Source organism: Flaviflexus sp., from assembly GCF_041440645.1.
Classification (GTDB): Bacteria; Actinomycetota; Actinomycetes; order Actinomycetales; family Actinomycetaceae; genus Flaviflexus.
This window is the reverse complement of sequence record NZ_JASDVN010000020.1, coordinates 1-6,335: the sequence shown is the minus strand read 5'-3', so window position 1 is coordinate 6,335 and position 6,335 is coordinate 1. Positions and strand designations below refer to the sequence as shown.

Here is a 6,335-nt window from a genome sequence, read left to right as displayed (position 1 = left end):
CAAGGGTAATTTCAACAACTAACTACCCCTGCCACATAGTCTGACGCGCGACAATACCTACCGGGAGGCAACCGAGTCCCTGGACGGCATGGAGCTCATCGGTGTCGCAACGACCGGTTCCTACGGGAAGACCGTGGAGGCGAGGGTGGTGCAGTACAGGCACCGGTACATTGACCTTGCGCGCGCCGTCTTTGAGGTCCAGCACCTCGACCGGGAGGAGCTGATCAAGCCGGTCAACCTCCCATCGCTTGTCCGACTCGATCGGATTGCTACGGTCGTGAGAGAAGCCGAGGCAACTCTTGTGGCCGATGAGAACGTGCTGCGAAGCGAGCGGACAAAGAAAAGACTCCGCCGGGGTAAGAGCGCGGGGGACATGTCTCGTCACCCGTCCGTTGCTACGCTACGAACAGCGATTGACGCAGCCGCCGTTTTGGCTCAGGAAACGGGGGACAAGAGGCTCGCGAAGCGACTGCCGGTACTTGTTGGTGAGCTTGAGGTTGCGAGCAAGAATGCCTCGGCCGAGGGACTTGTTGCAATGGACGTGATTGCCACCGAATTGGCGACCGTGGCCGACCACGTTTATGTAGCCTACGAATCCGAGCATGGGAAAGAGTTTGACCGCAGGACGGAGATTGAGGATCCGTTCCGCTACCGGACGCTCGAGATTGCCGCCGGCGGTACCGTGACGAAGCGACGCACCAGCCGCAGAGCCAATGCGACCAGGGCCTCCGAGAAGATGACAAGCCAGAAGGTGAAACAGCAGCTGGCCGAGCGTATCGCCGAGGCGAAGGTTGCGCAGGGGGCCAACTCCTTAAAGATCCCGGTATCCCCAATCGTCATCATGATTGCGGCGGCGGTTGCCATCGGTGCGGGCGGTATCTATCTGTGGCTCAATCCGGTTGAGGAGGGTGTGATCTCGGATGCTGACGAGGCTGCTATCACGATCCCCGATGAGCTGGTGCCGAGCGAAACAGAGCGGAACAACGCCGTCAGCATTCCCGAAGGCGATGAGGTCCTCCACCTTCCCGACAGCGTGACGATCATCGACGACGCCAACATTATTGACGATGAGGAGGCTCTCGCGGATGCTCTGTCGACTATTCCACTGTTGTCTCCCGCCGACTACCTGGTGCTCACAACCCCGGAGGAGCTACCGCTCGACGAGTACGAATATCCTGATGAGAGGGGGCTCATTGAGATCTTCCCCGAATACTTCGAAGCCATTGGCGATGAATACGCCGGCCTGATCGACGAGAAGACGGTTGCCATCTGGTACGCGGACTCGGGCGAACAGTCGGGCTTCGACACGTCGTACGAACTCTCCATCGATGTCGATGAGGACTCCGCTGGCAGGGGCGAGTTCTATGACGCCATGAACGCTACTTATCCGTCGATCGAGGCGCAGGTCTGGGATGGTTTTGCCGGATACTCGAACGGCCTGAGAGGAGTGGGCTTTGAGGAGAGCGAATCAACAATCACCTCCGGTTCCTCCAACGTGACCGGCGCCCTCTTGGCCGCCCTCGTCACCTTCGCCGCCGTCACCGCTCTTCTCCCCCTTGCCATGAGGCCATTTGTTATTAGCCGCAGGAAGAAGGGATGGGAGAATGAAGTCAGGACTTCCATGACCGCGATGACACTCGCGGAAGAGGCCCTCACCCTCGAGATCTCCATGGTGGCAGCCGACCATCCGACCTATGATTCGAGCTCCCGCCTTGCCGCCTGGGAATCGGACTACCTGAACCTCCACCACCTCGGCGACGGCATCGGTGAAGAGCTATCCATCGAAACCCGAGTCGCCCTCGTTCGCACGGTACGCGAGCAGGCCGAATCCCTGTGGCGCATCAGGCCCGTGCTGGGGATGGAGGGGACGTGGGCGCAAGCATGGGAAAACGAAGGTGCCGTGATCTATGCTGCCCTTGGAGACAACTCGCAGGAAGCCATCGAGCAGATCTCTGCCCTCGCTCCGAAGCTCTCCGCAGGAACGATCACACCCACCAAGGCCCTCAGCGCTCTGGACACCATTGCGAGGGAGCGCAGCGAGACAGCTCGCCTGCGCTCCCTGACCCCGTCCGCTTCAGCAGATCTCACGGAGACAGGGGAGCGGTCCGAGATAGCGGAATCTACCAAGACCAAGGCCCTCGCCAAGGGCCAGTGTGATGATCATCTGGCAAAGGCGGAAGCCGATGCTCACGAGGAAATGAACTCGCTCAGAACCGCGGATGCTCGGGCGGTGATGTTGGAGGACGCGCGCACACTAGCCGATACTCCCGTGTTCTCACTTACTCGCACGGACGACATCGGGGTCGGTGTCGCCGGAGCGCCGAGTGTTGTCGCGGGGGAGTCAGTACAGCAGGTCCACCGGGAAAAGGATGCCACTCAGGCCTTCTTCTCCATCGACACATCGGCAACCCGATGGTTGCGTGCCGTCTTCACAAACATTTCCGGCTACTTCCAGGGCTACCACGAGAAGTCCGCGAGCGAAGTCATCACATCTATTGCCGCCTGGGTGATAGCAATTGTCCTGATCCTTAGCGGTGTCCAGGTCGTCAACTACATGATCGGGGACGGTCGCACCCGAGTTCCCGTCGAAGTGCGAGGCAGTAGCCCCGCCCTGTCGGTTTCCTACATCGAAGACGGTGAACCGGTCTCCGATGAACTGCGGCACATCCTCGAAACTAGGGCGCTCGGCGTTCCCGTCCATCTGCTCATCTACACAACTGACGGGGTGTGCAACGACGACACCATCGACGGCCTTTACACCCGTATGGATCAAGCGCCGAACGTTATCGCCAACAGCCACGACCGCGGTGTCCTCATGAACTCCTCCGTCATGATCTGCCTCGGCTCGGATTCTGGTTACCTTCACGAGGCCACTGACCTCGACAGCGAGGGACTGCCCTCAGCCGTCTACGAGTACGACTTCGAAGAAGGCGACACCCACGAGACCTGGCTACTCGAATGGTTCGAACAAAACGAGGACGCCACCCCCTACTTCAAGGACTACCGCGTCACGAAAGAATTCGACGAGAGCATCCGTTAACGCCATGGGGCTACGGTCACTGGGGAACGAACACTGAGGAACGAACACTGGGGGATAGATCAGTTGGAGAACATCGTTCCGGCAGATAGGTGCCTAGCGCTATTTGCATCTCCTAGCGTGCCAGCGGGGGCACGTTCTCTCGGGTGAGGGCTAGCGGGGAGTGAATGATGCTCCGTAGGAACTCGCGGAACCACTCGTGAGAGAACCTGGGGCGAGATAGAACGGCCACTTTATGTCGACTTGTGGGCGGAACGGGATACCGTAGCTGTAGAACCCTTTGGAGGAATACGGCTGTGAACGAACTGCTTTCGAGCGCACCCCTGCTCACCATCTTTATCGTTGTCGCCCTCGGCGCCGCCCTCGGTGCGGTGCCGTTTGGGCCGCTCCGGCTCGGTGCCGCAGGAGCACTTTTCGTCGGCCTCGTCATCGGCTCGCTTGCCCCCGACATCGGTGGCTCTCTCGGCCTCATCCAGTCGCTCGGGCTGGCTCTCTTTGTCTACATGGTTGGGCTATCCGCGGGGCAAACCTTCTTCGCGGACCTCAAACGACAAGCCCCCATGATGGGATGGGTGACGCTGTTCCTTATTGTTGCTGCGGGGGGTGCCATTGCACTTGGCAAGGTCATGAATCTCAGCCCCGACATGGTTTCCGGTATCTTTTCCGGCTCCCTTACGTCCACCCCTGCGCTCGCGGCAGCGAACGCCGTCACGACGTCCGGTGAACCGTCCGTTGGCTACGCCATCGGGTACCCCGCGGGCGTGATCCTCGCGATCCTCGTTGTCGCCTGGATTGTTGGCAGGGACTGGGAAGGTAAGAAGGATACGGATTCGCTGGCCGGTCAGGACATTGAGGCGGTCTCCGTTCGCGTGCGCAATCCCATGCCGGTACGCAGGGTCAAGGGTTTTTCTGAGCAGGAGCTCCGCATGAGCTACCTGCGCCGCGAGGGCCGCACCCGCGTGATCTCGCCCGGTGAAGAACTCATCGAGGGCGACGAAGTCCTCTTCGTCGGATCCGGTCCCGTTGTCGATGCTGCTATCGAACAGGTGGGGGAGCGAATCCCCGAGCATCTTGCCAACGACCGTGCACAGGTCGACTTCCGTCATTTGGTTGTCTCCAACGACAGTCTTGCCGGCCGAACGATTGCCGAGCTCAATCTTGCAGCTCGCTTCGGTGGCGTTGTCACCCGTGTGAAACGCGGCGACCTGGAGATGTTGGCTCGCGACGACCTCATTCTCGAGCTGGGTGACCGCGCCCTCGTCGTCGTACCGAGAGAGTCCCTCTCGGAGGTCTCCGACTTCTTTGGTGACTCGGTCCGTAACGTCTCCACCTTCTCCGCGCTGTCCGTCGGCGTTGGCATGGCGCTCGGCCTGCTCCTGGGCATGATCGAGATTTCCCTTCCCGGTAACTCTATGTTCTCCCTCGGAGCGGCTGCCGGGCCACTGATCGTTGGCATGATCCTTGGCGCCCTCCACCGCACCGGACCAATCATTTGGCAGATCCCGCAGGCCGCGAACCTGACCATCCGTCAGCTGGGCCTGCTCATCTTCCTCGCAGCCGTCGGTATTGCCGCCGGCCCTGCCTTCATGGACACCGCCTTCACGAGCCAGGGACTCTCAGCAATCGTCATTGCCGCCGTCGTTGTCCTCGTGTCGTCTTTCGGCCTGCTGGGGGCATGCCGTGCGTCAGGCCTGTCGAGTGCTCGCACCGCCGGCGCCATCGCCGGCATGATCGGCCAGCCCGCAATCCTCTCCTACGCAACAAGCAGGAAGGACGACGAAAGAATTGAGAGCGGTTACGCCGCGCTTTTTGCCCTCGGCATCCTCGTCAAGATCCTCCTCGTCCACCTAATTTTGTCGATATAACGAGCTGAAGACGCAAGGGAAGCGAGTGCCGGAGCGTTTTGGCGCGGCGCCACCGCTTTCGCCATGAGCGAGACGGTGCCCGTGACATGTGAGGCGGATTAAAAACTATATCGGTCAAAATGCATCAAAGCAGAACATTTTGGGCTTGAACAAAGATGAGAGAATTCTGAGAATTCGGTGAATTACCGCGTTAAATTGCGCGTCTTCACCAATATTCCGCTACACTCGACCTAGTGACCTAACCGGGTCCATGATTACAATTGATGAGAGGTGGGCAATATGTCCCTGAACCGTACAGAGCTCATTGCCAAGATCGCTGAGCGTGCGAACCTGACCAAGACCGATGCCGATGCTGCTATCTCCGCACTGCAGGAGGTTCTCGTTGAGTCCCTCGCTGCTGGCGAAGCCGTAAAGATCACCGGCCTCATGTCGATCGAACGCACCGAGCGCGCTGCTCGCAAGGGCCGCAACCCCCGCACCGGCGAGGAGATCGAGATCCCCGCAGGTTACGGTGTGAAGCTCTCCGCAGGCTCCGCCCTGAAGAAGGCTGTCTCCAACTAGTCTTCACCCAAGATCATGAGTGCTGGCCACCGTACGGTGGCCAGCACTATAATTTTCCCCATGAGCCAAGCAACCCCGTCCACAGGTTCCGTCACCGAGACCCGCGAAGAGCAGCAGATCAAGCCGGGCGACAACGAGCGCTACGCGCACTACGTCCGCAAGAACAAGCTGACCGAGTCCGCCGTGACAGGCAAGGCCGTCATCGCGCTCTGCGGCAAGGTGTGGATCCCGGTACGCAATCCCGAGGCTTTCCCCGTGTGCCCGCAATGCAAGGAAATCTACTCGCAGATGCAAGGCGGCGGAAGCGACAAGTAGCAGGCAAAATGCAAATAGCAGGAAGGCGACAAGTAGCCGCAATCGCGTATCGCTGGAAGTCGCCGCCGAAGCAAGTCCTTTTCCTCTCGGGCGCCAGGTCAACCACACGCCAGCATCGCGGCAGATTCCATCCCGCTCTCGAAAGCGGGGGCTTGCGCTACTCACAAATTGCTTGCATCACGAGTAAGACCGCCGCGCCGGCAGTGCATTGAGTCCTTTGCCGTCGGCCCATGGGTCATGGTTGAGGCCCCCTAATTCTGACCGGTACGCAGAGCCTGGCCTGTACTTAGAGCATTGAGCTGAGGTCGGTGCCGACGCTGGGGTATGCCGCGGTTGCGGTCTTCAGTTGCTGGGTTGTGAGCCCGAGCTTCATGGCGAGGGCAAGAACATTGACGAGCTCCGAGTACTCGGGTCCGAGCATGTGCGCACCAATAACGAGGTCGGTATTTCGGTCAACGAGGATCTTGACTGCCGCAGTGGTTTCACCAGTTCGGTAGTTTGAAGGCTCTTCATAATTGGGGGTGTAGTTTGTTTTGGAATCCGCCGCTGCCCAGGAG

4 protein-coding genes and 1 pseudogene are annotated in these 6,335 nt (G+C 59.9%); 4 read left to right on the top strand and 1 reads right to left on the bottom strand.

The genetic code is table 11. The features are described from left to right. The first annotated feature begins 88 nt into the window (after positions 1-88). The 4 genes from QMB98_RS02930 to QMB98_RS02915 all read left to right on the top strand — a co-directional run bounded on the left by QMB98_RS02930 (position 89) and on the right by QMB98_RS02915 (position 5,778). Positions 89-3,040 (top strand): hypothetical protein, encoded by a 2,952-nt coding sequence (locus QMB98_RS02930; RefSeq protein ID WP_371684154.1) that lies wholly within the window; start codon positions 89-91, stop codon positions 3,038-3,040. Positions 3,041-3,333: 293 nt separating this feature from the next. Then, a complete protein-coding gene (locus tag QMB98_RS02925; protein ID WP_371684153.1) occupies positions 3,334-4,902 on the top strand; it encodes an aspartate:alanine exchanger family transporter in 1,569 nt (522 codons plus the stop codon). Positions 4,903-5,181: 279 nt separating this feature from the next. Continuing rightward, positions 5,182-5,463 carry an HU family DNA-binding protein gene (locus QMB98_RS02920; protein WP_371684152.1) on the top strand — a complete coding sequence of 94 codons (282 nt, stop codon included), beginning with the start codon at positions 5,182-5,184 and terminating at the stop codon, positions 5,461-5,463. A gap of 60 nt (positions 5,464-5,523) precedes the next feature. Next, positions 5,524-5,778, top strand: coding sequence for a DUF3039 domain-containing protein (locus QMB98_RS02915; RefSeq protein WP_371684151.1), 255 nt, complete (start codon positions 5,524-5,526; stop codon positions 5,776-5,778). A 286-nt stretch (positions 5,779-6,064) separates the two neighbouring features. Here QMB98_RS02915 and QMB98_RS02910 read toward each other — a convergent pair. Then, positions 6,065-6,335 (bottom strand): annotated as a pseudogene (locus QMB98_RS02910) (hypothetical protein); the annotation flags it as partial.